We start from the raw sequence: 22,934 nt of genomic DNA on the forward strand, positions 1-22,934 counted from the left end.
GTACATTTTTAGATACAAGGCAGACTATCTTTGGGTTGGGAATTTAATAAAACCAGTAATAAAAAGAAATAGAAGAGATACATTCTATTTCTCAAATGGAATATTCAACAATTCTGGAACCGTGACAAACTCGTAGCCTTGCTCTTGCAGTGTCGGGATAATTTGGTGAAGAGATTTTATTGTATTGGTTCGATCGCCACCCGATTCTGCCCCATCGTGCATCAGAATAATCGCGCCTGGATGAATGTTGTCTAATACATTCGAAGCAATAACTTCCGGCGGGTCTTCCTGCCAATCCAACGAATCAACCGACCAGGCAATCACGTAATAGTTCATTTCGCCAAGCTTTTCAACTAATTCATTGTATAAGAAGCCATATGGTGGTCTAAATAACTTTGTTCGGTAACCAATAATGTCGTTAAGAGCATCTTCCGTTCTAGTTACTTCCCGCTCTAGGGTTTCGAGGTCGGATTCTTCGACAAGGTTAGGATGGGAGTACGTATGGTTTCCGATTACATGACCCCCGTTTTGAATTTGCTTTACAATTTCGGGATTAGAAACAGCTTTTGAACCTAACGTGAAGAATGTTGCTGGTACCTTATACTGGTTTAATACATCTAATACATCATTTGTAAAACGAGGGTCAGGACCATCATCAAAAGTTAAAGCAACACGTTTTTGATCAGTAGGACCTTGTAAGAAAAATATATCTGGATACCGTTGTTGTAAAATTCTCAGGTCAACAGGCTGCTGACGTTCCGGCTCTGGATTTTCATATCCTCCTTTAAAGTCAGGAAAATTTTCTTCCGGATTATCTCGTATCCATTGCCGCGATACATTTACCAAGGGATCCTCATTCGCATAAACAGTCAAGACAACTGTTATATGAAAATAAAATAAAAACCCGGCAAGCAACAACCACTTGAATATTCGAACCTTCATTCATTCATCTCCTTTTTATATTAATACCCGTTTTAACAGGGATTATTTATTATCACCATTGTTATTTTTGATGAAAGAGGATTATTTATTCAAAAAGAAGGAAAATAGTTTCCACTTTTCCAGAATTATTATTGATTATTGGATATCTTACTTGAAATATGAGTTAAATCATCTTCCAGTAAACCCAATTAAATCGTGAATTTCATGTGCAAAGGAAGGTTATATGAGGATACTTGTATTAGGAGCAACAGGGTTTTTGGGTTCGAATTTGTTCCAACTGGCTTCAGAGAACAAAAGACTAAAAGTGTTTGGTACCTCACGTTTTCAAAATGAAAACTGTATTATTATGCAAGTAGATGTTACAAACAAGCAATCATTGGAAAGTGCCATTAGGAAAATAAATCCAGAAGTAGTTATATGGACCCTTATGAGTTTTGAAGAAGAAACCCAATTAATTAAATTGGGGCTCAATAATTTATTGTCAGAAATAGAGAGTGAAATATAACTTATATTTCTATCAACGGATGCAGTTTTTGTTGAAGGAGTAGGAGGTTACAAAGAATCAGATCCAATTGGTACGTTGCCTAAAGAAGCAGCCCTAGCGGAGTATGTGAATGGTAAATATACTGCAGAAAACCTAATTCTTAATAAACATCCAAATCATGTGATACTTCGAACTGGACCACTTTATGGTAATGGGAATCAAGTAATTGAAAAACGAACCGTACAGATAATCGAGAAAATAACAGAGAATCGGTCATTTGAGGCATGGACAAATGTGTATAGAACTTTTGTAAATGTTAGTGATTTATCAAATGCGATTATTGAATTGACCAAAATAAAATTTAATGGAATTTTGCATGCTGGACCCATACATAAAGAAAGCTATTATACGTTTTATAAGAAGAGATTGGAAGAACTTGGATGGAATAATAGTCTTCTCCGTCCAATTATAATTTCTAAAGAAGATGTCCCATATCTATCTCTTGATACGTCTCTAAATACACAAAAATCTCACCAATTGCTTACAACTAATTTTCGCCCAGTTTGATTAATTATTGTTTTTTTAAAACTTGAAAGGACAAGATAATTGTTCTTCAACTAACTGTTGCTTAACTTCAGGAGGGTGTAAAGCCTTTTGTCTTATTGAACAAAAACAGAGGGTAGTTGACAAATTACCACGAGATTTATTGAAACGAAAACTATGAAATTCTGTCTAGTTATAAAAGGAGGGATGATATTAAAAAACTTAGCTTAATTTTATTTTTAATATTTTTGTCAATAGGGTTATTTGGCTGTCAACAAAGCGGTAAAGAGGAGGGACTAGACAACGAGATTTCTAAAAATGTAGCCAACTCTACTACTCAAAATATGCCAATAGATATGCCTTCCGATTTTGATTTTTCTATTCAGTTCGGTGTTCAAAAAAAGAATGAAATTAATACTTTTGAAAGAACGGTGACCAAGGATTTAATAGCAGATGGTACTGCAACAACAGAGTTTATCTTAACGGAAGAAGAAATGAAAGATATTTATGAGAAAATGCTAGAAATTAATATAGCCGAAAAGAAGGAGTTTACACCTGAACCTATAAACGGAACTACTTGTATGGCAGAACCGCATGGAGAAGATGAGTGGAAAATTATAATCAAAGGTGAAACGATAAGACATTTATTTTCAGAGGAATACTGCGAACCAACGAACGATGCAAAACAGCTAATTGAGTTAAGAGATTATGTCTTTAATATAATTAAAACCAAGAGTGAATATAAATCACTCCCGGAGTCCAAAGGTGGGTATGAATAGTTATTTATCTAACGCAACAGTTTAGATTGTAGGTTTAAATTAATAGAGATACAAATGGAGAATAACTCGCTTAATTTACAGAGTTTGTGAACTGTTGTACTTAAAATAACGGGTGTTTTTGTTAAATATTCGAATATCAAAATAGTTATGGCTTAGTTCTGCTAAAGGAGAACTAAGCCATTTTAAGTGTCAAAAATATAGCTAATTGCTATGTTAAATTCGATTGTAATTTACATATTAATATACTGCTAATACGTATGTTATTTTAAATGTTTCTACCACTGAACTGAACGGGTTAGAGTAACATCACTACCAACCTTTTATTGTTTGTGGCTTGTTAAAAAATGGTCATTATATAATCTTATCTTAAGCCATAAAAATTCGATCAATTTCCTGTATTTCTTCTGTAGTCAGCTCTATTTCAAGTGTTTTGATATTAAGCAACACTTGTTCAGGCTTTTTAGCTCCAGGAATTACTGTATCGATGGTTGCTTGGGTTAAATACCATGCTAGGACAATTGAAGAAATATCCGCTTGTTTATCGTTTGCGATAGTACGAAGCAGTTCTATCTTTTCAAGGTTTTGAAGAAAAGCCTCTCCTTGGAATAAAGGATTATTCGACCGGCCATCTTCAATCATTGTATCTTTACTGAATTTCCCTGTTAAGAGACCAGAAGCAAGAGGGAAATACGGGATGAATGAAATTTGGTGTTGGGCAGAATAGGGTATTAACTCATTTTCGGCTTCTCTTTTAAACAGATTATAGCCTGCTTGGATAACTTCTACATTCCCGTCTTTGTTGGCTTCTGTTAATTGATCCATTGTAAAATTAGAGACACCAATTGCCCTAATTTTCCCCTCTTCTTTTAGACGTGAGAGTGTTCCAATAGCTTCATCCTTTGGAGTTCCTTCATCTGGATAATGAATATAGAATAGATCAATATAATCTGTTTGTAGTCTACGTAAACTATTCTCAACTGTTTCTCTTAGAAATTTGGGAGAGTTATCAACTATAACCTTTCCATCCTCTATCCTATGCGCCCCTTTTGTTGCAATAATAATATCCTGCCGCGTTTTAGATTCCTTCAATACTTCTCCAATAAGTTCCTCAGATCTTCCCATTCCATATATAAAAGCACTATCCAAAAAATTGATGCCATTTTGAATTGCTGCTCGCACAATTTTCTTCCCGGTTTCATCGTTTAAATTTTGGAATAGATTATGTCCGCCTACTGCGTTACTTCCTAGACCAATTGGATTTACCATTAGGCCAGTACGACCAATTTCCTCTAGATTTCTCATTATTATAGAAACAACTCCTATTCTCTGAATATTTCTATTATAATATAGAAAACTAGAATTTAGAAAGGTGAGGGTTAGTTTGACAGAAATATCTGATGTGCACACTGATTTTATTCGAGTAGTTCGTAAGAAGTTTTCAGATTTAATGACAGATACCGAAAAGGCAATGATGCAATTGGATGAGGATAAGCTATTCTGGACTCCAAATAATCATTCAAATAGTGTAGATGTAATCATTAAGCATATTAGTGGGAATCTGATTTCACGCTGGACAGACTTTTTGACGACGGATGGTGAAAAAGCAACTAGAAATCGAGACGAAGAATTTGAAAGTACAATAGAAACTCGTAAGGAATTGTTGGAAATCTGGTCTGAAGGCTGCCAAGTATTTTTAAATGCAATAGATATTATAAAATCAGAACATCTGCTCCAAACAATTTATATTCGAAACGAGCCACACACTGTCATGGAAGCTGTTATAAGAAGTCTCTCACATACATCCTCACATGTTGGTCAGGTGATTTATATTGCCAAACAGGTGACTACTGAAGAGAAATGGACAACATTATCTATTCCAAAAAAGCGAAATTAACAATGGAGGCGTTATCTTGGAGATTGGCTTAGCAAAAAACGAGGTTAAGTTATATGCTTACACGGAGGAATGGCAAAATGAGTTCCGCAAAGTGAAGCAGCAAATAATGGATGTTACTGGACTTGAAGCCGAACGAATTCAACATATAGGAAGTACCGCTATAAAAGACATGCCTGCCAAGCCAATCATCGATTTATTGGTAGGGGTGGATGATCTAGCAAAAATAGAAAAGACACTATTCAAGGAATTACAGAATATTGGGTTTCTGAGACTTAGAGTAGAAAGAGCGGATGAAATAGTTCTTGCTATGTTTACGGATGATACGTACGAAGTAAAAACGCATTTCATTCACATGGTAGATTTTGATAAAGAGTTATGGAGAAACCAATTGTTCTTTCGTGATTATCTAAATTCAAACGTAGAAGCCCGAGAGGAATACCGAAAGATCAAAACAACCAGTGCAAAACAAGAGGATATTAATATAAATACGTATACAGATTTGAAGGAACCATTTGTTAAAAGTATATTTACTAGGCGTATTAAATAGGGGGTGACTAGAAATGATAACCAATTTATATTTTGTTCGACATGCGCACTCCCATTATTCGGCGGATGAGTTAGGTAGGCCATTGTCAGAGCAGGGCTTCGTCGATGCAAAAAAAATAACGGATCTATTAAAAAGACAAAATATCGATGTAGTTGTATCAAGTCCTTATAAACGTGCGATTCAAACCGTTGAAGGAATTGCACAATATTTAGAGAAAGAAATAGTAATGATGGATGCTTTCAAAGAACGCTTTTTATCTGAACAGCCTGTTGCTGATTTCAACGAAGCAATACTCCAGGTATGGGCCGATTTTGACTTTTCATTTCCAAGTGGGGAATCTAATCATCAAGCTCAAGCTAGAGGTGTCCATGCAACAAAAGAGATTTTAGAGAAATATAAAGGACAAAATATCGCAATAGGGACACATGGCAATATAATGGTTTTAATCATGAATTACTTTGATCCAACCTATGATTTTAGTTTTTGGGAGCAGCTTGAAATGCCTGACATTTATCAACTCACTTTTTATGAACAGCAATTGATACAGGTGAAGAGAGTGGATAAAAACTTTAGTAGAAATAATTCAGGCTATACTATTTATAAAAAATCTGAAATACAAACTCATTTTCAAAAAATCGATCTTTATCGTAAAAGAATGATCGGTACGATATCTTTGCTTGATCAAGTGATACTGACTATTGAAGTAGATTTATTAAATGATAATGTGAAGGTGGATGGGGACACAAACCAAATGGCATATGTAATGAGCGAAAGAGATTTAGAAATGGATTATGTGAAGATCTTTAAGGAAATGGCACGATTTTTTGTGGAAAATGAAATAACAGACCCACAAAAATATTATGAAAAATTATCGAAAGAATAACGTAGTTATTTATTGGAAAACGGTTAAAATAGAACGTATGTATGGTATAATTAGATGTATAGATTGATTATCTCATGGGTGGAAGGCATGTTTTTTACTTTCTGTTTAACGACTGTTACAGAAGGGGGTGCTGCTTTTGACGATATTTGAATCGCTCGTAATTATGATTAGTTTTTCTACGCTAATCATTGCATTGATTACGCTGACTTTTTCAATGACACGAAAAAAGTAATCCACCTATGAGTTAGCGCTCGGATGGATTACTTAATCAATCTTGCCGACCCCCTTGAAGGGAATCAGTCTATATTACCGATTGGATGCTACTAACATCCGGTCGGTATTTTATTGTATACCTGTATTTCCTTTATTATACCAACTATCCAGAAGGGAATCAATGGAATAGGTTTTCTAAAATATATACTTTTTCTGTTTTTCCGACATGCTTGTTGGATCAATCAAAATCAAAGTCTTCTTCTTGGTCAATTTTCATTACATTCCTTGTTCTTGCATGGACATCCACTTCAAAAACCTGGTTGCTTGGTGTCATGATGAACACTTCATATACAACAAGACCATCCTCCATATCCAAGTCTACATGTACAACTTCTCCAGAGACTCTCTGTAAGACAATATTCGTTGCTTGTTCCAAAGTAATCCGCTGCCCATACATTGGATTTACCACTAATTCAACGACTCCTTCTCTTACTAATACCTATATTATGCAAAGAAGATGTAAAAAGATAAAAATTATTTGACAATTAGAATTATTCCTACTATCATAATAGTTAACTTTCATGTTCGGATAAAGGGTTGAAGACGCTAATAGTAGTGTCGCCTAAGAACAGATGAGCTGAGACTAGTTTAGTATAGCGGAGAAATTGTTTGAATAAGAATAGTAGCTTTGGTGGACAATTAAGAGAGTCAGTGGTTGGTGTGAACTGATTTGTTACCGATGTGAATGGACTTATGAGAGCTTCCTCGAGAACATTCATCAATGGTTTTAGAGGTAGACGTGTTTCCTACGTTACAGGAGCTTAAGCGGGAGTGTTACACTCCAACTAGAGGTGGCAACGCGGTCAATACCGTCCTCTTCCAAGGGTTTTTTCTGAACTCCCTTGGAAGAGGACTTTTTTTATTTAGCAGAGACGAGCAGAGGAGAGATTAAAGATGAGAGAGTTTATAGAGAAAGTAGAGAAGCACGAGCAATTATCGTATGAGGAAATGATTATTGCTTCTAAGTTAATGTTTGCGGAAGATACGGAAGTCCAACATATAGTCGGTTTTTTAAATGCACTTTCAAAAAAGGGAGAGACTTCCATTGAGGTTGCTGCACTTGCAACAGTTATGAAGTCCTTTGCCATTAATTTAAATGAACCAGTTGGCGATTATATGGATAATTGCGGTACAGGTGGGGATGGCTTGAATAGCTTTAATATTAGTACTACCTCTGCATTTGTGTTAGCAGGAGCTGGAGCAACAATTGCAAAACACGGTAATCGAAAAATTTCAAGTAGAGCTGGGAGCTCCGATGTGCTGGAGGCAATAGGGATCCATACATCCATTAGCCCTGAGGCATCAATCGAATTACTTAAGCAAGAGGGATTAACTTTCCTTTACGCACCAAATGTACATCCAAAATTAAAGACAATTGGAATTGCTCGAAAAATGATTGGAAAGCCGACTATTTTTAACTTGGTTGGTCCACTGACAAACCCGATTAATTTAAAAACACAATATACGGGAATTAATCGACCAGATTTCACAATGGAATATGCAGAAGTATTAAGAATTTTAGGTAGAAAGAGGGCCATAGTTGTTTGTGGTGCTGGTGGAATGGATGAAGCGTCTCTTGCAGGCGTAAATCAATTAGTCTTAGTAGACAATGGAGATTTAATACCATTTAAGTTGACGCCAGATGATGTTGGTTTAGCTTATGCACCTATTTCAGCCATACGTGGAGGGGATGGACACAGGAATGCCCAAATAATGCGCAACGTCCTCCAAGGGGAAGCAAGTGCCTATCTAGATACCGTTCTTTTTAATAGTGGAATTGGATTATTTGCATCTGGAATCGTTAGCTCTATCCAAGAAGGAGTTAAGATGGCCGCTGATTCTATCCAATCTGGAAAAGCATTAGAGAAGTTGGAAGCGGTTATTACATTTAGTCAACAATCTGTACAACATGAGGTGGCATTATGACAACAATCCTAGATAAGATATTGGATGCAAAACAAGGTCAAATTGAGCAGATGCTCCTTCAGACGAAATCCGGCCAAGCTGACAATGTTGATAGACCATCTTTATTTGATTCGCTGTATCAGTCTAATAAATTACAAGTAATATCAGAGATTAAGCGAGCTTCCCCTTCCAAAGGATTGATCGCAGAAGGAGTTAACCCAGCAAAACAAGCTTCACAATATGAAAAAGCAGGAGCAGCATGCATTTCTGTATTAACTGATACACCATTTTTCCAGGGAACATTTGATGATTTAGCTGATGTAGCTCGCACAGTATCTATTCCAATACTTTGCAAAGACTTTATCATTCATCCGATACAAATCGATTATGCAAAGCATGCGGGAGCATCTGTCGTGTTACTGATTGTTGCAGCACTAGACCAAGAAAAACTTTCAACCTTATATCAATATGCGAAAAATAAAGGTTTGGAAGTATTAGTGGAAGTTCATGATTCTGTCGAACTAGATCGTGCGTTACAGCTGAATGCGAAACTAATCGGAGTGAATAACCGCGATCTTCGAGATTTCCATGTAGACTTGGCTCGAACTGCAGAAATCGCAGCTATCTTTCCGTTCGGAGAAGAACGCGTGCTTATAAGCGAGAGTGGTATTTGGAATTCTACCGATGCAACAAAGGTAGCAAGCTTTGGTGCTAGCGGAGTGCTTGTCGGGGAATCATTAATGCGTAGTGGAGATGTTGGAAATGCTCTTCGTAGCTTACAGGTAAAAAGAGAGGTAATTATCTCATGACAAAGGTGAAAATTTGTGGACTAATGGAAAAAGAACATGTAAAAATCGCCGTTAGGGCTGGTGCAGATGCGATTGGTTTTGTCTTTGCTCCTAGTAAGCGAAAGGTAACAATAGCGCAAGCACATGAACTAGCAAAAGACGTTCCTTCGGGGGTTTGGAAAATAGGTGTTTTTGTAAACCCGACATTAGAAGAGGTAAGTACGGCAATCCAAGAGGTCCCACTAGATTACATACAATATCATGGCCAAGAAACTCCAGAACTTGTCCGGATAAACGATCTACCATCGATAAAAGCATTATCGGTTCAAAACGAGGAGGACGTTCTTCAAGCGAAACAATATGACACTGATTTTTATTTGTTTGATGCTCCAGGTACCGATTATGAAGGTGGAAGTGGGGAAGTATTTGACTGGAAGCTGATGAAGGTTAACCATATTCCGAGTGAAAAAATTATTTTAGCGGGCGGGTTGAATCCTAACAATGTAAGAGATGCAATACGGAGAGTAAATCCTTATATGGTAGATGTTTCTAGTGGAGTAGAACGAAATGGAAGAAAAGATAAAGAACTTATTCAATCGTTTATAAGTGCTGTAAAAGACAGGGGTGTAGAATGATGGTTAATACAACAGAGGAACAAAGAATTGGTAGATATGGTAGATTTGGCGGTCAGTATGTTCCAGAAACATTAATGACTGCTTTGAAAGAACTTGAAGGTGCTTATGAGGACGCTATTTCGGATTCGTCTTTTATAGAGGAAGTAAATTACTATTTAAAAGATTATGTTGGTCGAGAGACACCATTATATTTTGCAGAAAGACTAACAAAAGAACTTGGCGGAGCTCAAATTTATTTGAAAAGGGAAGATTTAAACCATACAGGCGCCCACAAGATTAATAATACAATTGGCCAGGCATTGCTTGCAAAGCGTATGGGCAAAAAGAAAATTGTAGCTGAGACAGGAGCAGGTCAGCACGGTGTTGCAACTGCAACTGTGTGTGCCCTATTTGACTTAGAGTGTGTTGTTTTCATGGGAAAAGAGGATGTGCGTAGACAGGAACTAAACGTGTTTCGTATGGAATTGCTTGGTGCAAAAGTTGTTTCGGTAGATAAGGGATCCGGCACACTTAAAGATGCAGTGAATGAGGCACTTAGGTATTGGGTTTCCAATGTAGAAGAGACACATTATATATTAGGGTCTGCGTTAGGACCACATCCATTCCCTAGAATTGTTCGTGATTTCCAACGGGTAATTGGAGTTGAAACTAGACGTCAGATAGTAGAAAAGGTTGGTAAATTACCGGATGCAATAGTGGCCTGCGTTGGTGGTGGTAGTAATGCAATTGGTATGTTCCATCCATTTGTGGAGGATAAAGATGTTGCTTTGTACGGCGTAGAGGCAGGAGGAAGTGGTATTTCGACTGGACTTCATGCAGCGGCGGTTGCTGGAGGAAAAGAAGGAGTTCTACACGGTGCTTATATGTACATTTTGCAGGATGATAATGGGTTTATCCAGGAAGCGCATTCGATTTCTGCGGGGCTAGATTACCCTGGCGTGGGCCCAGAGCATTCGTATTTACATGATATCGGTCGAGTGAAATATACTTCTGTAACAGACGCTGAAGCGTTAGAGGGTTTACAGCTTTTATCGAAAAGAGAAGGCATTATACCAGCTCTTGAAAGTGCACATGCGATTCATTTTGGTGGGGAACTTGCAAAAAAAATGTCTCCAGAAGAGATTTTGGTTATTTGTTTATCAGGACGTGGAGATAAGGATGTCCAAACCGTTCGAGATGCGTTAGGGGTGAATAACATTGGCTAAAGTGAAATTATTAAATGCTATTCAATCAGTAAATGCACAAGGGGATAAAGCTTTTGTTGCATATATGATGGCTGGGGACGGCGGACTAGAGACATTAAAGTCTAAAATATTATTTTTACAAGAAGCGGGTGTAACGGCGATTGAACTAGGTATACCATTTTCCGATCCTGTCGCAGATGGACCTACCATTCAGCTGGCGGGCGAACGAGCGCTAGCAAATGGGACAACACTACGTTTAATCCTACAGGAACTTGAAATTTTTTATAAAGAAGTAACCGTCCCACTTGTTTTTATGACGTATTATAATCCGCTACTTAGTTTCGGATTGGAGCAGTTTGCACAAGCATGTGAGAAACTAGGGATAGCAGGAGTAATCGTTCCTGATTTACCGGTGGAGGAAACGGTAGAGCTCCATAAAGCACTTGCCCATACTGATGTTGCCTTAGTACCACTTGTATCTTTAACAAGTCCCCCAGACCGAGTGGCTAAAATAACGGCGTCCGGTGAAGGATTTATCTATGCAGTGACGGTAAATGGTATCACAGGGGTTAGAAATGGATTTGGTGACCAATTAGAACAGCATTTTAGTCAATTATCTGAGCTGAGCAATATACCAGTACTAGCAGGCTTTGGTATATCCACTCCAGAGCAAGTAAAAAATATGGGAGCATTAGCAGATGGTGTGATTGTAGGAAGTTCGATCGTCGAGGCTTTTCACCAAAATGACATGGAGAAAATAACTGGCCTAATACAAGCTGCCAAAAAAAGAGTATAAAATTAATACTCTAAGTAGCGGCTCGTGTGTTGAGAAAATACGAGCTGTTCTTTTTCTTGGAGATTCTGATGCTTGGATTGAATACCGTGTGCGATCACTAATTTATTCTGGTCAATTGATTTAGAAGGAAATCTTCACTTCATCCGCATGTATAAAGTGAAGGAAATTAAATAATTTAATAATATACTTTAAAGATATATTCCTAAAACTAAACCCCATCCTGAGCAAATAACTCATAGGATGGGGTTTATAATTTAGTTATTTACGCTTTTTTGATAAATAAGGACATGATTAATCCTATAATTGCTAGGACAAAACCAAATATAAAGGCATCTTGAACACCAGCAGTTAATGAAGCACTCACCGTTTCTGGGTCAAGTAAATCTGTCGCGTTCTTTAAATAAGCATTTTGAGAAGTGGACATAATGGTAATTGCAACAGCAGTTCCAATTGCACCGGATACTTGTTGTAATGTATTCATCAATGCTGTCCCATCAGGATACAGATTTCTTGGAAGCTGATTAAGTCCATTAGTCTGAGCAGGCATCATAACCATTGATACACCAACAAATAAAATGGAGTGCATAATAATAACCATAGTAATAGAAGTGTCTACAGTGATATTGGACAGCATCCATAACATAATAATCATAATTACAAAACCAGGAGTAACAAGTCCTCTCGGCCCATACTTATCAAAAATTCGACCAGTTAATGGAGACATAAAACCGTTTAGAACTCCACCAGGTAAAAGCACAAGCCCAGCTGTCACAGCTGCTAAAGCAAGCCCTGTTTGTAAATATAGCGGTAATAGAATCATCGTCGACATGATCACCATAAATGTAATAAACACACTCAATAAACCAAGAGTAAACATTGGGAATTTTAACACACGTAAGTCAATCAAAGGATTTTCCAATTTAAATTGTCTCACGGAGAACAAGATGAGTGCAATAATACCAACAACTGTTGTAACAATAACTACGCCGCTACCCCAACCATTTTCTCCTGCGCTACTAAAACCGTACACAATTCCTCCAAATCCAATCGTCGATAAAAGAATGGAAAGTATATCAATTTTCGGTTTCGTCAACGTTGTCACATTTTGCATGAATTTAATACCAAAGAATAATGCAAATACTAGAAAAGGTAAACAAACCCAGAATATCCAATGCCAAGTAAGATTTTCAAGAACCAAACCGGAAATAGTAGGCCCAATAGCAGGGGCAAACATAATGACTAATCCCATGAGTCCCATTGTTGCTCCCCTTTTATGAACTGGGAAGATGAGTAAAATAGTATTGAACATTAAAGGTAATAGTAATCCTGTTCCTATCGCTTGAATAATGCGTGAAAGTAGTAATACTGTAAAACTTGGAGCAAGTGCTGCGATAATCGTTCCAGCAATAGAAAATAATAGAGATGCGATAAATAATTGTCTTGTAGTAAACCACTGCATGATGAAGCCTGAGACTGGTACTAATATACCTAGGGTTAATAAGTAACCCGTTGTTAACCATTGAACGGAGGGAGGGCTAATATCAAATATTCTTATTAAATCTCCAAGCGCCATATTTAATGCTGTCTCACTAAATAATCCGATAAACCCTGCTATTAAAAAAGAAATTAATATAGGGGTTGTTTTAAATACTTGTTTTTCCTGCTGTGGTGCATTTTCAATCATGAACAAATTCCTCCAATAAATATCTACATAGACCGCCCATATAATACATTTTCTGATGAATTTAAATTAATCTTTACTTAATAATATTGTTATTTGCTTTTTAGCAACTTCAAGTGGTCTATTACTCTTATTGGTTAAAGACAAAAGAATAGCACCTTCTATCATTAGATTCACAGTAATACCTAAGTCAGTTGCCCGTTTTTTGTCATATCCAGATTTAAGTAATTTCTGCATATAAATAGCTTGCCATTCTTGAAATGCTAATTGACAAGTCAGTCGGATTGGTTCGCTCGTTGAATGGGTTTCCCCAGCGATTGTGCCAATTGGGAAACCTATGCTATCACTATTTATAATGATTTCGGATAAATGTTCTATATGTGTTTGAAACGCTATGATAGGATCTTCAATTTCAGCAAACAACGCTTGAATTTCATTTATTACAATTTCTTTTGTATGATTAATTGCTGCAATGGCTAGTTGTTCCTTACCTTGTGGAAAGTAGTGGTAAAGAGATCCTTTAGGAACTCCACTTTCCTCAATGATATCTTTAAGTCCTACTCCATAGTATCCTCTTAACCGAAAAAGCCGAGATGCAGTTTCAATAAGAATATCCTTCGAGTTAATTTTCGCACACAACTTAAATCACCTCATAAATTATACCAACCGGTCTATTAGAAAATATAAAGAAAAGTTCAAGTTTTGTCAAATTTTTTTTGCGAAAAGAATAGATCTTTTTACCATTTATGTATATCTATACAATTATGTTAATGATAAAATATTTTGATAACGAAGAATTTAGAAAGGAGATTCATATGTCATATTATATAAGCCCAGCCAAAAATTTAAATGAGTTATCTTCTTTCTTAGAAAGAATAAATAAAGAGAACACTTCGCATATTGGTTATTGCGGGGAAAAGAAGAAAGAAATTTCCAATACGCTTTCTACGGATTTTTCGGATATAGCCATAGAAAAATCATTTGTTGTTGCCTATGATAAAGACAATATAGTAGGTGCATTAGGATTTGATATAGACGTAGAAAGTAGAAGTGCCGAGGTATGGGGGCCGTTTGTCAAAAATGGCCAAAGCTTTTTCCGAATTGCAAATGATTTATGGCAAGTATTGGAGACTACTATTCCTTTTATACTAGAGGAATACCTGTTTTATGTGAATGAAAAAAATACTTTTGCTAGGAAATTTATTGAAAATAACAATGGCGTTGAAAATGGATATCATCTTATCTTAAGGGCAGATAAAAATAGCTTAACGGATGGACAAGATATACATATTAAAACCTATGATTCTACCTTTCACAAATCGTTTAGTGCTCTTCATTCTCTGGCTTTTCCAAATACCTATTATAGTAGTGACCAGATTCTTTCGCGAATGAGTGAAGACAATCGATTATTGATCATCCATTACAATTATGAGATAAAAGGATATGTGTATGTAGAGGCTAATCCTCTCCATGGAGAAGGAACAATTGAATATATTGCTGTTTCGCCAGTTTTTCGAGGGCAAGGAATAGCAACGAAATTAATGAAAGCTGCGCTTCATCATTTATTTTCATATGAAGGAATGGCAGAAATCAAATTAAGTGTTGAGGCTAACAACAATGCTGCAATTGCTCTTTATACGGCATCGGGATTTCAAGTAAAACATAAGTTGATTGCATACAAAAAGGTAAAATGAAATTATTCTGATCGAGAAGTTCGCTCTTCATAGTTCTTTTCGTGTTTGGAATCTTTCAGTACTTGGTTGTTATGTTTTTCCTCAGGAACAATTCCAGACATGGCATCATCAAATGGTTGATAATTCATCGGAGGAAGTCGTTTCTTCTTGATTATCTTATATGTTATACGAGCGATTAAGACAATAAACAAAAGTCCAAATAGAATACTAGCTATATCCATATATAAACACTCCTTTCATTATATTATTCGACATTAAATAACAAATACCTTTTTCAAGATTCTTCTTCGTAATAATTCCCATCCTTACAGAGAATATAGTGCTTTAATAATTCTATTATTCGAAGGGAGAAAGAAATGAGAGTAAGGATGATTAAAATTTCGGTTGTTTATTTTGCGATTGGGGTTTCGTTAGGAATGTATATGTCTATGGCTCATGATTATGCATTCACAGGTGTTCACGTACACATTTGCCTATTAGGGTGGGCGTCGTTTGCACTCGTTGGGATTGTGTATCATCTTTTTCCTGCAATTGCTAAAAATTTGTATGCAAAACTGCATTTTTGAAACGCTAATATAGGTATTCCATAGGACTGTGTTTTTTAATATTAGCTGCAGCCGAGGAAGCAACGATAATTATCGCTATAGGTGGAGTTTTAGTTGTGTTTAGTGTAATCATGTTTGCTTTTAATGTTTTACAAAATGTGAGAGCATAATTTTCATTTACCTATAAATGCACTGAGCGACATTGGTGCCTTTAACATATATATCTTACGGGAAACGAGGCATACATACATATGGACTTTTCAAAAATTGCAATACTAAAAGATGCACAGGAATTCAAGTTAATAGAAGAAGGATATTCGAATGATCAAAAATGGTGTGTAGATAGCAAGTATTTGCTCCGTATATCTCCAGGGGCCGATATACATCATTTAGAGAACCAAGCCTTATTAACAAACAAAGTACATGCGACAGATAAGCATGTCCCAAAAGTACATGAAGTGGGTAAGATTAACGAAGAACCCTTTGTTCTGTTAGATTACATTCCGGGAGAAAATGGCGAAGTGATGTTACCTAGTCTAGACAGGGATGTCCAATATAAAATCGGGAACGAAGTGGGGTTCACGTTAAAAAACATGCATAGTATTGGAGCACCAAGTGATTATCCAATTTGGGAAGTAAGATGGTTAGAAAGGATAAACAGGCTAACTCCCAAATTTAAAGCTATTGTAGAACGTCATCCTGAGTATACATGCATTCTGCCGTTTATCCAGGAAAATTTGCATCTTTTAAAGAATAGACCCAGCTGTATCCAACATTATGACTTTCATCCTGGAAATATCTTAATAGAAAACGACCAATTTACAGGTTTAATTGACATGCAAAAAATTACATATGCGGATCCCATTCATGAATTTTACAAAATGGAATATTTTAATGTACAAGTCAGTCAGGATTATGCGAAAGGAATTTTAGATGGCTACCATAATCACGCTGAAATACCACTTCATTTTTGGGAGTTGCACCGATTATATGCTGCTATTCATATCGTGTCTGCAGAGGTATGGGGACATGAAGGTGGTATAGAACAGAAAGACAAATTTCAAGCGTATAGTCGTTTTACTATTAACCAGTTCGAACATTTTCAGCAGATTAACCCTAAGTGGTATACGTCTTAAGGCTTAGAGAACTTCCCATCTTAGGACCATAGGAAATGGCATTCATTTCTTTATAATGAAATATATAAGATAAACAAATAGGAGGACAAAACAGTGAATATAAAAAAGATTGGTATCATCGCAATTATAGTAATAATTTTAGGAGCAGTTATAAACATTGGGATGAGTATTGCTGGTGGATTTACGAAAAACAAACAAGAAATTGAGTTAGTGGATGAAGAGTTTACACGGATAAACATTACAGGGGATAACACGACTATTGAGGTTGTTCCAACATCCAATTCGCATGGGGAAGTTGAATTTATAAGCAAGAAGAGCTCACGTAGTATAGTGGAGACATATGTAAAAGGCGACACTTTATATGTAGAAATGAAAAAGAAGTTCTTTAATGTCATCAATTTTGGCTTCAATGCTTCAGGCAATAGAATTGTCGTATCTGTTCCGGATGAAAAATACGAAGAGTTAATAACACAAACAGACAATGGCCAAATTATCGTAAATGATCTTCAAATCGACGTTGTTCATATTGAGTCAAATAATGGGAAAATTGAATTAGAAGATTTGGATAGTAAGATGATCCATGTAAAAACAGACAATGGGAAAATAGATTTTCGATATGTGAATGGGGATATAGAAGCCGAGACGGATAATGGCCAAATTACCATGGTAACAGATAACCTGGACCGGGCAATATCCTTAGAAACAGATAATGGACTTATTAATATTCGTTCAACTTCTGAACCAAAAAACGCTACTATTCAAGCTGAACTAGATAATGGAAGAATTGATATTTTTGGTTCTGCTAATGAAGAGACCATTTTTGGAAATGGGAAAAACTTGATTAAATTAAAAACAGATAATGGAATAATATCAGTCAAAAAGGGAAATTAATAAAGAAATTCCAGTATTATATTGACGAGTTCGGTAATCTTTGTTAAATTGTTCCTATATCATTTGTGAAGAGAAAATTCTAGCAAGAAAAACTCGTCCCTAGTGGGCGATTTTTTTTATGAGGAAGGAGCAGTCTTTTGTTAAAATATTTAATAGTAGTTGTGGGCTCCTTTATAATTGCTTTTGCGTTTAATTCATTTTTAGTGCCTCATGAGATTTTAAGCAGTGGATTAAGTGGTATAGCCATTTTGCTGGGACTTATAACCCCTTTTGATACTGGTATACTAAACTTTGTCATGAATGTACCTCTTTTAATATTAGGATATTACAAGCTTGGCAAAGAAATTACACTGAATACACTTGTGTGTGTTTTATCTTTATCAATATTTTTATATATTATTCCAGCTGAATCAATTTCGGATAATATCTTACTTTCAGCTATATTTGGCGGAGCAATTGGCGGTATTGGTATAGGTCTAATAATGAAATACTCTGGTACCTCTGGAGGAATTGATATAATAGCTATTATTATATCTCGATCAAGTAATCTTAGTGTTGGTTTACTTCTTACAGCGATGAATAGTGTGATTGTACTTATTGCAGGAGCCATTTTTAACTGGGAAATAGCATTATATACATTATTATCGATATATTTGACAGGCAGAGCAATTGATACAATTTATACCAATCATGAAAAACTAACGATGCAAATAATAACGACTGCAGCTGAACCGATTAGGCAGGAATTATTAGCAAGCATTTATCGGGGCGTTACAGTCACAGAAGGATTCGGTGGTTACACGCTAGAGAAAAAGAACATTTTGATCATGGTTGTGACTCGCTACGAAATGGGGCAAATAAAACAAATTATTCGCAGACATGATGAGCAAGCCTTTATCAATATTTTTGAAACAGTAGAAGTTGTTGGGCAATTCGCTAAAAATTAATGCGTATGTAATATTTTCAGTAAAAGTCGAGGTTCCTTTAATTAGGAATGTCGACTTTTTTAGTCTGGTGGAAAAGAATATTTTTGCCTGTATTTGGACAAACTTATAGAGTACATAAAATAATTTACAGAAAAAGAGGAATAACATGGGTTTTTTTTATAAGAAAAAAAAGGAACAGTTAAAATCCACTACTCCTCCACAGAGTCAAACGAAGGAGTCCAATGATAAACAAACATTAAAAACAAAACTTCAAGATAATATAAAAATAGTTAAGGATACGCTAGGTAATAGCTCTGATATTATAATTCGAGAGATTCAAATTGGTAAAGGAGGGGTTCTGAAAGCGGGAATAATGTATACAGACGGTTTAAGCGATACAAATTCTATACAGGACTTCATTCTGGAGTCGTTAATGCTAGATATTAAAGATGCCGAATTAAAAGTGGAGCTTACTCCTAATCCGAAAATTATAGAGATGATTAAAGATTTTGCCATGACCACAGGAGAAATAAAAGAAGTGACCAAATTTGATCAGCTATTCCTTTCCCTCTTATCAGGGGATGTAATTTTTTTGATAGATGGTTATTCGGAAGGTCTAATTATTGGTAATAGTCGTTGGGTTGAACGTGGTGTTACAGAAAGTACGACCCAAACAGTAATAAGAGGACCAAGGGAAGCGTTCTCAGAAAATATACGTATAAATACCGCTTTAATACGGAGAAAGATAAAAGACCCTCAGCTTTGGATGGAAACCAAAATAATTGGAAAACGTACGAGAACGAATGTTGCGGTAATGTATATCAAAGGCATAGCCAATGACAAAGTAGTGAAAGAAGTTCATTTTCGACTAGATCGAATTGATATAGATGGAATACTTGAAAGTGGCTATATTGAAGAGTTGATCCAAGATGCCCCAAGGTCAATGTTCCCAACAGTATATAATTCGGAACGTCCTGATGTAGTGGCAGCAGCCATCTTAGAAGGCAGAGTTGCTATCTTAATCGATGGTACACCGTTTGTATTAACCGTCCCTGCCTTGTTTGTCCAGTTCTTCCAATCTTCAGAGGATTATTATCAACGTTCTCAGATAACTAGTCTAGTGCGAATCCTACGATTTTTTTCATTTGGAATTGCTTTACTAGCTCCTGCTTTATTTATAGCGGCTACTACTTTTCATCATGAAATGTTACCTACTTCACTCCTTATTAGTCTGGCCGCTCAACGAGAGGGTGTGCCGTTCCCAGCATTTATTGAAGCTCTCATAATGGAAATTACCTTTGAAATTTTGCGAGAAGCTAGTTTAAGGATGCCAAGGGCCATCGGTTCAGCTATGTCGATTGTAGGGGCATTTGTTGTTGGTACTGCAGCAGTCGAAGCAGGTTTGATATCTGCAGCAATGGTAATTGTTGTTTCCTTAACAGCTATAGCCAATTTTGTTTCACCTACTTATGATATGTCAATGTCTGTTCGTATGCTTCGCTTTATTTTTATGGGACTTGCTGCATCATTTGGATTATTTGGCGTAACAGTTGGTTTAATTGCATTAGTATTGCATTTATGCAGTCTACGTTCATTTGGGATTCCATATATGTATCCTTTAGCACCATTTAATATATCTGCTCAAAAAGATACAATTATTCGTTTATCTATTTGGAAAATGTTCACTCGTCCTGATTTAATCAGTCAACAAAACATTGATAAACAGCAAAATCCAACTGCTGCAAAACCAGTACCTCCAAAACCCACTGAGTGAAAGTAAGGGAGTAAGCGGTGTAATGAAAAAACAAATATTAATATTGCTGATTGTTAGCGTCTTTCTTACAGGATGTTGGAATCGTAGAGAATTGAACGAGTTAGCTATTACTATGGCGATAGGGATTGATAAAGTAGATGATGAATACTTGGTTTCGGCTCAGGTCGTAGTACCTTCAGAAGTCTCCATGAACGCTGGTAAAGGAGCAGCGCCAGTAACGCTCATCCAAGAGAAAGGTAAAACGGTGTATGAGGCAATACGAAAAATGACAAAGAGCTCTCCAAGAAAAATTTATCCTGGGCATCTTCGGACACTTATAGTTGGTGAGTCATTAGCCGAGGAAGGAATTGGAGACGCTTTAGATTTAATATCAAGGGATTGGGAGGTACGATCGGATTTCTACGTTGCTGTGGCTAAGGACTCTACAGCAATAGAAATTTTGAACGTTCAAACTACGTTAGAAATCATACCAGCCAATAGGATTTTTAACACGCTTAAAGTGTCAGAAGAAAACTGGGCTGCAACTGTCGGAGTTACATTAGATGAGTTAATGGTAGATTTGCTAAGTGACGGAAAAGAAGCTGTCTTAACAGGAATTATGGTGACAGGAAACAAAGAGATAGGTTCAAGTAAAGAAAATGTGGCGACTATCACTCCTAGTGCTATTATTAAGTTTGATGATTTAGCAGTGTTTAAAGACGACAAACTAGTTGGTTATTTAACAGAAGATGAAAGTAGAGCTTATAATGACATCATCGATCATGTGAAAAGTACGGTAGGCACAGTTTCGTGTCCTGAAGGGGGAACTATTGATATAGAGGTTCTTAGTAATAAATCAAAATTGAAAGGTAAAATTAAAAATGGAAGGCCGGAAGTCGATATTAATGTTCAAATAGAAGGAAATATAGGTGCAATAGAATGTTCTCTCAATATAAATAAACCCGATTCCATTAAAACACTAGAGAAGCTCTACGAAAAAGAAGTGGAAAATACGATTAACCATTCTATTACCAGCGTACAGGAAAAATATGAGACAGACATTTTTGGATTCGGTAATGCTATTCATCGCTCAAATCCAAAAGAATGGAAAACATTAAAAAAACAATGGGATGAGCATTTTGCTAAAATGACTGCGAATGTTAAAGTGGACGTGAAGATTTTGAAAACTGGCACCGTAAATAATTCTATAACGGAAAAATGGAAGGACTAATTATATATGCTGAACAGCGTAGGAATAATTCTAGTAGCTGCCGTCGTCGTGTTTATTGAAGTTCCTACCCTTATGGAAAAAAAGTATAAAAAAGAGCTGGTTGTGTTTTCAATTCTTCTTGCTATTGGAGTTTGTCTTGGTATTGCACATAGTTTTGGAAAATCTATACCCAACCCAATTGATCTTCTAACTTTCATTTATAAACCATTGCACGATGCATTAACTCGTTAGATGAATTAAAGAAAAGTTAGGTGGGTAAATATTATGATGCAAAACGTTAAAATAAGTTCTTATCAATTTCTAGTTTTAGTTTTCTTTTTTACGATTGGTACGAGCATCTTAGTTGTACCATCAGCTTTAGCAAGCTATGCGAAGCAAGATGCTTGGATTGCCGCAATAATTGGCACAGGAATTGGTCTATTAATCGTGTGGCTATTCACGAAAATAGGACTTTGGTTTCCTGATCGAACCTTTGTTCAGATGAATGAAACTCTTTTTGGAAAATGGATAGGTACAGTCTTTTCTTTATTATTTTTATTCATGAATTTTATTTATGCTGCTTTGATTTTGTATCATTCTGGTACATTCCTTACCACGCATATTATGCCAAATACACCAATGGTAGCCACTAATATATTGATGGGTATAATAATGATAATGGGCGTTCGCCTTGGACTTGAAACCATTGCTCGTTCTTCGGAAATTTTTATTGTTGTTTTCTTTCTGCTTTTTATTATATTAGTGGTTTTTATAGCACCTAAGATTCAAATTGAGAACATTCAACCTGTATTTGAGGCAGATATGAAAAGTATTGCTGAAGGGTCGTTAACTTTGCTTGTGATTTCCACGGTTAATGCCGTTAGTTTATTAATGATATTCCCAGCCTTTATTAACCAACCTAAATCTGCAAGGAAATATTTTTTTATTGGAAATCTAGTAGGTGGACTAGTCATTGTTATCGTCACATTATTGTGTATTATGGTATTAGGGGCTGATTTAACCTCTAGACAGGAGTTTCCTAGCTATGGTTTGGCTAAAATGATAAACATTGGGAACTTTGTGAATCGAGTAGAGGCATTGATGGGCGCACTTTGGATTCTTTGTCTCTATTTTAAGATGGTACTCTTTTTTTACGCATCTGTTTATGGGTTAGCCCAAATTTTAAATTTGAAAGATTATCGCCCATTAACGTATCCGTTAGGGATGATCGCCATTGTCCTATCTCTCGCGGTTTTTCCAAGTGTTGTGGATCAACATATTTTTGATAAGACTATTAGTAAATACTTTTCTTTAACGATTGGAATTGCTTTACCTTTGTTAATGGTAATTGTATATGCTATACGAAAAAAGCGATTAAAAAAAGATGGCCAGGCTTCATAAATTCCTATTATTAGTTGGCTACAAAACGTATTAAAGTCCATTCC

The 22,934-nt window shown here is 36.1% G+C and carries 24 protein-coding genes, 2 pseudogenes and 1 other annotated feature; of the genes and pseudogenes, 20 read left to right on the plus strand and 6 right to left on the minus strand.

Going from position 1 to position 22,934, the window contains the following annotated elements:
• Nucleotides 1-84: 84 nt before the first annotated feature.
• Complete coding sequence (locus tag LDK52_RS02530; RefSeq protein ID WP_277584383.1) at nt 85-942, minus strand: polysaccharide deacetylase family protein; 858 nt, start codon at nt 940-942, stop codon at nt 85-87.
• Between the two features lie 223 nt (nt 943-1,165).
• On the opposite strand from LDK52_RS02530, the pseudogene LDK52_RS02535 reads away from it, so the two are divergent.
• Together LDK52_RS02535 and LDK52_RS02540 are read left to right on the plus strand one after the other, a co-directional pair.
• Nucleotides 1,166-1,993: pseudogene (locus tag LDK52_RS02535) on the plus strand (sugar nucleotide-binding protein).
• A 224-nt stretch (nt 1,994-2,217) separates the two neighbouring features.
• Nucleotides 2,218-2,748, plus strand: coding sequence for a hypothetical protein (locus tag LDK52_RS02540; RefSeq protein ID WP_277584384.1), 531 nt, complete (start codon nt 2,218-2,220; stop codon nt 2,746-2,748).
• Nucleotides 2,749-3,114: 366 nt separating this feature from the next.
• Here LDK52_RS02540 and LDK52_RS02545 read toward each other — a convergent pair whose 3' ends face one another.
• On the minus strand, nt 3,115-4,050 hold the full coding sequence (locus tag LDK52_RS02545; RefSeq protein WP_277584385.1) for an aldo/keto reductase: 936 nt from the start codon (nt 4,048-4,050) through the stop codon (nt 3,115-3,117).
• A 79-nt stretch (nt 4,051-4,129) separates the two neighbouring features.
• Here LDK52_RS02545 and LDK52_RS02550 point away from each other — a divergent pair, with 79 nt between their 5' ends.
• The 4 genes and pseudogenes from LDK52_RS02550 to LDK52_RS02565 all read left to right on the plus strand — a co-directional run bounded on the left by LDK52_RS02550 (nt 4,130) and on the right by LDK52_RS02565 (nt 6,304).
• Nucleotides 4,130-4,642, plus strand: a complete 513-nt coding sequence (locus tag LDK52_RS02550; RefSeq protein ID WP_277584386.1) for a DUF1572 family protein — start codon at nt 4,130-4,132, stop codon at nt 4,640-4,642.
• A 16-nt stretch (nt 4,643-4,658) separates the two neighbouring features.
• On the plus strand, nt 4,659-5,189 hold the full coding sequence (locus LDK52_RS02555; RefSeq protein ID WP_277584387.1) for a GrpB family protein: 531 nt from the start codon (nt 4,659-4,661) through the stop codon (nt 5,187-5,189).
• 16 nt (nt 5,190-5,205) lie between these two features.
• Nucleotides 5,206-5,754, plus strand: a pseudogene (locus LDK52_RS02560) (histidine phosphatase family protein); the annotation flags it as partial.
• 454 nt (nt 5,755-6,208) lie between these two features.
• Nucleotides 6,209-6,304, plus strand: coding sequence for a putative holin-like toxin (locus LDK52_RS02565; RefSeq protein ID WP_277584388.1), 96 nt, complete (start codon nt 6,209-6,211; stop codon nt 6,302-6,304).
• Nucleotides 6,305-6,523: 219 nt separating this feature from the next.
• Here LDK52_RS02565 and LDK52_RS02570 read toward each other — a convergent pair whose 3' ends face one another.
• Nucleotides 6,524-6,754, minus strand: coding sequence for a PepSY domain-containing protein (locus LDK52_RS02570; RefSeq protein WP_277584389.1), 231 nt, complete (start codon nt 6,752-6,754; stop codon nt 6,524-6,526).
• Between the two features lie 191 nt (nt 6,755-6,945).
• Nucleotides 6,946-7,165: a binding site (T-box leader), on the plus strand.
• Between the two features lie 74 nt (nt 7,166-7,239).
• Here LDK52_RS02570 and trpD point away from each other — a divergent pair.
• The 5 genes from trpD to trpA are packed head-to-tail and all read left to right on the plus strand — an operon-like array spanning nt 7,240 to nt 11,653.
• Nucleotides 7,240-8,271, plus strand: coding sequence for an anthranilate phosphoribosyltransferase (trpD, locus tag LDK52_RS02575; protein ID WP_277584390.1), 1,032 nt, complete (start codon nt 7,240-7,242; stop codon nt 8,269-8,271).
• On the plus strand, nt 8,268-9,059 hold the full coding sequence (trpC, locus tag LDK52_RS02580; RefSeq protein ID WP_277584391.1) for an indole-3-glycerol phosphate synthase TrpC: 792 nt from the start codon (nt 8,268-8,270) through the stop codon (nt 9,057-9,059). The genes trpD and trpC overlap by 4 nt, the downstream gene beginning before the upstream one ends.
• Entirely contained in the window at nt 9,056-9,673 is a 618-nt protein-coding gene (locus LDK52_RS02585; RefSeq protein ID WP_277584392.1) for a phosphoribosylanthranilate isomerase, read from the plus strand. Before trpC ends, LDK52_RS02585 begins: the two co-directional genes overlap by 4 nt.
• On the plus strand, nt 9,673-10,878 hold the full coding sequence (gene trpB / locus LDK52_RS02590; RefSeq protein WP_277584393.1) for a tryptophan synthase subunit beta: 1,206 nt from the start codon (nt 9,673-9,675) through the stop codon (nt 10,876-10,878). Before LDK52_RS02585 ends, trpB begins: the two co-directional genes overlap by 1 nt.
• Entirely contained in the window at nt 10,871-11,653 is a 783-nt protein-coding gene (gene trpA / locus LDK52_RS02595; protein WP_277584394.1) for a tryptophan synthase subunit alpha, read from the plus strand. The genes trpB and trpA overlap by 8 nt, the downstream gene beginning before the upstream one ends.
• A gap of 262 nt (nt 11,654-11,915) precedes the next feature.
• Here the strand turns inward: trpA and LDK52_RS02600 are convergent, their stop codons facing one another.
• Both LDK52_RS02600 and LDK52_RS02605 read right to left on the minus strand, forming a co-directional pair.
• A complete protein-coding gene (locus LDK52_RS02600) occupies nt 11,916-13,337 on the minus strand; it encodes a DHA2 family efflux MFS transporter permease subunit (RefSeq protein ID WP_277584395.1) in 1,422 nt (473 codons plus the stop codon).
• A gap of 66 nt (nt 13,338-13,403) precedes the next feature.
• A complete protein-coding gene (locus tag LDK52_RS02605; RefSeq protein WP_277584396.1) occupies nt 13,404-13,973 on the minus strand; it encodes a TetR/AcrR family transcriptional regulator in 570 nt (189 codons plus the stop codon).
• 176 nt (nt 13,974-14,149) lie between these two features.
• Here LDK52_RS02605 and LDK52_RS02610 point away from each other — a divergent pair, with 176 nt between their 5' ends.
• Nucleotides 14,150-15,028 (plus strand): GNAT family N-acetyltransferase, encoded by an 879-nt coding sequence (locus tag LDK52_RS02610; RefSeq protein ID WP_277584397.1) that lies wholly within the window; start codon nt 14,150-14,152, stop codon nt 15,026-15,028.
• 2 nt (nt 15,029-15,030) lie between these two features.
• On the opposite strand, the gene LDK52_RS02615 is transcribed toward LDK52_RS02610, so the two are convergent.
• The gene (locus LDK52_RS02615; protein ID WP_277584398.1) at nt 15,031-15,249 is read right to left on the minus strand and encodes a hypothetical protein; all 219 of its coding nucleotides are present in this window, start codon (nt 15,247-15,249) and stop codon (nt 15,031-15,033) included.
• Nucleotides 15,250-15,384: 135 nt separating this feature from the next.
• Here LDK52_RS02615 and LDK52_RS20010 point away from each other — a divergent pair, with 135 nt between their 5' ends.
• The 8 genes from LDK52_RS20010 to LDK52_RS02655 all read left to right on the plus strand — a co-directional run bounded on the left by LDK52_RS20010 (nt 15,385) and on the right by LDK52_RS02655 (nt 22,890).
• Nucleotides 15,385-15,594 carry a hypothetical protein gene (locus tag LDK52_RS20010; RefSeq protein ID WP_320415333.1) on the plus strand — a complete coding sequence of 70 codons (210 nt, stop codon included), beginning with the start codon at nt 15,385-15,387 and terminating at the stop codon, nt 15,592-15,594.
• A gap of 230 nt (nt 15,595-15,824) precedes the next feature.
• Nucleotides 15,825-16,709: an aminoglycoside phosphotransferase family protein gene (locus LDK52_RS02625; RefSeq protein WP_277584399.1), complete on the plus strand. Its 885-nt coding sequence runs from the start codon at nt 15,825-15,827 to the stop codon at nt 16,707-16,709.
• Between the two features lie 93 nt (nt 16,710-16,802).
• Nucleotides 16,803-17,600: a DUF4097 family beta strand repeat-containing protein gene (locus LDK52_RS02630; RefSeq protein ID WP_277584400.1), complete on the plus strand. Its 798-nt coding sequence runs from the start codon at nt 16,803-16,805 to the stop codon at nt 17,598-17,600.
• A 137-nt stretch (nt 17,601-17,737) separates the two neighbouring features.
• Complete coding sequence (locus tag LDK52_RS02635; RefSeq protein ID WP_277584401.1) at nt 17,738-18,547, plus strand: YitT family protein; 810 nt, start codon at nt 17,738-17,740, stop codon at nt 18,545-18,547.
• Between the two features lie 145 nt (nt 18,548-18,692).
• Nucleotides 18,693-20,300 carry a spore germination protein gene (locus LDK52_RS02640; RefSeq protein ID WP_277584402.1) on the plus strand — a complete coding sequence of 536 codons (1,608 nt, stop codon included), beginning with the start codon at nt 18,693-18,695 and terminating at the stop codon, nt 20,298-20,300.
• A gap of 22 nt (nt 20,301-20,322) precedes the next feature.
• The gene (locus tag LDK52_RS02645) at nt 20,323-21,510 is read left to right on the plus strand and encodes a Ger(x)C family spore germination protein (protein WP_277584403.1); all 1,188 of its coding nucleotides are present in this window, start codon (nt 20,323-20,325) and stop codon (nt 21,508-21,510) included.
• 6 nt (nt 21,511-21,516) lie between these two features.
• A complete protein-coding gene (locus LDK52_RS02650; protein ID WP_277584404.1) occupies nt 21,517-21,741 on the plus strand; it encodes a hypothetical protein in 225 nt (74 codons plus the stop codon).
• 33 nt (nt 21,742-21,774) lie between these two features.
• Nucleotides 21,775-22,890 (plus strand): GerAB/ArcD/ProY family transporter, encoded by a 1,116-nt coding sequence (locus LDK52_RS02655; protein WP_277584405.1) that lies wholly within the window; start codon nt 21,775-21,777, stop codon nt 22,888-22,890.
• Nucleotides 22,891-22,934: the final 44 nt, after the last annotated feature.

It is taken from the genome of Psychrobacillus antarcticus, assembly GCF_029533155.1.
GTDB lineage: Bacteria > Bacillota > Bacilli > Bacillales_A > Planococcaceae > Psychrobacillus > Psychrobacillus antarcticus.

Coding starts and splice junctions, on each gene's coding strand:
- LDK52_RS02530 (WP_277584383.1), bottom strand. CDS start 942: ATGAAGGTTCGAATATTCAAGTGGTTGTTGCTTGCCGGGTTTTTATTT.
- LDK52_RS02545 (WP_277584385.1), bottom strand. CDS start 4,050: ATGAGAAATCTAGAGGAAATTGGTCGTACTGGCCTAATGGTAAATCCA.
- trpD (WP_277584390.1), top strand. CDS start 7,240: ATGAGAGAGTTTATAGAGAAAGTAGAGAAGCACGAGCAATTATCGTAT.
- trpC (WP_277584391.1), top strand. CDS start 8,268: ATGACAACAATCCTAGATAAGATATTGGATGCAAAACAAGGTCAAATT.
- LDK52_RS02585 (WP_277584392.1), top strand. CDS start 9,056: ATGACAAAGGTGAAAATTTGTGGACTAATGGAAAAAGAACATGTAAAA.
- trpB (WP_277584393.1), top strand. CDS start 9,673: ATGGTTAATACAACAGAGGAACAAAGAATTGGTAGATATGGTAGATTT.
- LDK52_RS02600 (WP_277584395.1), bottom strand. CDS start 13,337: ATGATTGAAAATGCACCACAGCAGGAAAAACAAGTATTTAAAACAACC.
- LDK52_RS02610 (WP_277584397.1), top strand. CDS start 14,150: ATGTCATATTATATAAGCCCAGCCAAAAATTTAAATGAGTTATCTTCT.
- LDK52_RS02615 (WP_277584398.1), bottom strand. CDS start 15,249: ATGGATATAGCTAGTATTCTATTTGGACTTTTGTTTATTGTCTTAATC.
- LDK52_RS20010 (WP_320415333.1), top strand. CDS start 15,385: ATGAGAGTAAGGATGATTAAAATTTCGGTTGTTTATTTTGCGATTGGG.
- LDK52_RS02625 (WP_277584399.1), top strand. CDS start 15,825: ATGGACTTTTCAAAAATTGCAATACTAAAAGATGCACAGGAATTCAAG.
- LDK52_RS02640 (WP_277584402.1), top strand. CDS start 18,693: ATGGGTTTTTTTTATAAGAAAAAAAAGGAACAGTTAAAATCCACTACT.
- LDK52_RS02645 (WP_277584403.1), top strand. CDS start 20,323: ATGAAAAAACAAATATTAATATTGCTGATTGTTAGCGTCTTTCTTACA.
- LDK52_RS02650 (WP_277584404.1), top strand. CDS start 21,517: ATGCTGAACAGCGTAGGAATAATTCTAGTAGCTGCCGTCGTCGTGTTT.
- LDK52_RS02655 (WP_277584405.1), top strand. CDS start 21,775: ATGATGCAAAACGTTAAAATAAGTTCTTATCAATTTCTAGTTTTAGTT.